Here is a 404-nt window from a genome sequence, read left to right on the forward strand (position 1 = left end):
ACTCGGCGCGACGGCCGGCGCGGACCGCCGCGCCGCCGAGGGCAGCCGCGGCGAGCAGTGCCTCGTCGCTCCGTTCCGGGGTGCGGGCCCCGAGGCCGGCCAGGGTGGGGACCGAGCGTCGGGCCGTGCCGACGAGGGCCGCCGCCTGCACTTCGCGCCACCAGTCCTCGAAGGATCCTGCCGCGGCGGCGTTCACAGGCTCACCACCTCGATGCCCACCGAGGCCGACAGGGGCCGGAGCTGGCCGTTCTCCAGCTCGGCGAACACGTCAACCGGGTGGCCGCCGGTCAGGGCGAGCAGCCGCCACACGTCGCTGTCCGCGGTCAGGAGTCGTCCCCGGCCCGTCGCGTCGACGAGCGCGGCTGCAGTGCCACCGGCGCCACCGGCGTCGCGGGCGGCGCCGG

At 78.0% G+C, this 404-nt stretch carries 1 protein-coding gene and 1 pseudogene; both read right to left on the reverse strand.

The window, feature by feature from the left end:
• On the reverse strand, positions 1–196 hold a 196-nt coding region (locus tag N864_RS23075; protein WP_034723149.1), incomplete at its 3' end, for a hypothetical protein.
• Positions 193–404: pseudogene (locus N864_RS25385) on the reverse strand (hypothetical protein); the annotation flags it as partial. The gene N864_RS23075 and the pseudogene N864_RS25385, both read right to left, overlap by 4 nt.

The organism is Intrasporangium chromatireducens Q5-1, from assembly GCF_000576575.1.
Taxonomy (GTDB): Bacteria; Actinomycetota; Actinomycetes; order Actinomycetales; family Dermatophilaceae; genus Intrasporangium_A; species Intrasporangium_A chromatireducens.